A 1112-nucleotide genomic window follows, 5' to 3' on the forward strand; every position below is an offset into this window, starting at 1 on the left:
CAACATGACAGATCTAATAGCGTCCATTATGAGCATAGTTCTCGCCTCAACGTTGGTTGGCGCGCAGAGCGAGAGTTCAATCATTGCTGACAGTGCCACCAATGCCATCGCATGGGACGGGGCGAAGGCTGGCCTGCAAACCCAAAACGGCCCGGTGCAGCCGGGCGACGAGCCCGTCGCATTATCGATTTCCACCCGCTGCGAGACGACGGCAAAATTTGGCTCCAATGATCCGGATGATCCAGTCGACGGCACCGTCAACCAGACCATCACCGAGTGGTTGGCGGCCGGCAACAAGGCCGATTGGAAATCCGACTTCGGTCTGGACAGCCCCGCTCTCGGCGACGCAGAAGACGAAATTGAAAGCGCCGGCTACGGCAAGGATCTCTTCCTGACCGGACTCGAGACCAAGGCCCGCGGCATCGATCCACATCGAAAGCAAATACTACCCCACCGCGGCATGTTCGATAATTCCGAGGGCATTCTCGAAAACACCATTTCAGCCGCCGCCAACGCGTTCAAGTACGGTTTCCATGGTGTCGAACTCGATCTTCGCGCTGATAAGAACGGCCATGCCTGGATGATGCACGACACAACGCTCGGGCGGGTTACCGGCGATCCGAACAATTGCCTGATTTCGGATGTCTCTACCGAGGAAATCAAGAACATGAACCTCTCGATATGGAATCCCATCACTAGTAGCCGCACGCTGGCACTTGACCGCAACGGCAATCCCCAAAAAATGGAGGACCTGCAGAGTATCATCGATTACATTCGTGAGAAAAAAAGAAACGGCGACGAGTTCAACGTCCTCATTGACCCCAAGGACGAAGGGTCGACGATCGCAGCAATCAAGATGCTCTCGGCGCCTGAGAATGCTGACGTACGGAGCCGCCTCGGCATCAAGATCTATTCGACCTATGTGCCCACTACCGATCGCGTCATTGCCAAATGGGACAAGAAGACCACCAATGTACTTGATGCGCTGGAGCAGGCCAATGTCGCCGTCCAACCGGACAACAAGCTCAACCTGATCCCCGTTCTCGTCACGGTCGAAGGGGTCCAGTCTTCTCACATCAAAGACGATTCAGTGACCCAGGCTGGCGATTGGC

The 1112-nt window shown here is 55.7% G+C and carries 1 protein-coding gene; it reads left to right on the forward strand.

Translation table 11 applies throughout. The features are described 5' to 3' along the window. On the forward strand, positions 1–1112 hold a 1112-nt coding region (locus AC1D1Z_RS37680), incomplete at both ends, for a glycerophosphodiester phosphodiesterase family protein (protein WP_477853938.1).

It is taken from the genome of Rhizobium sp. P1_E1 (assembly GCF_056406015.1).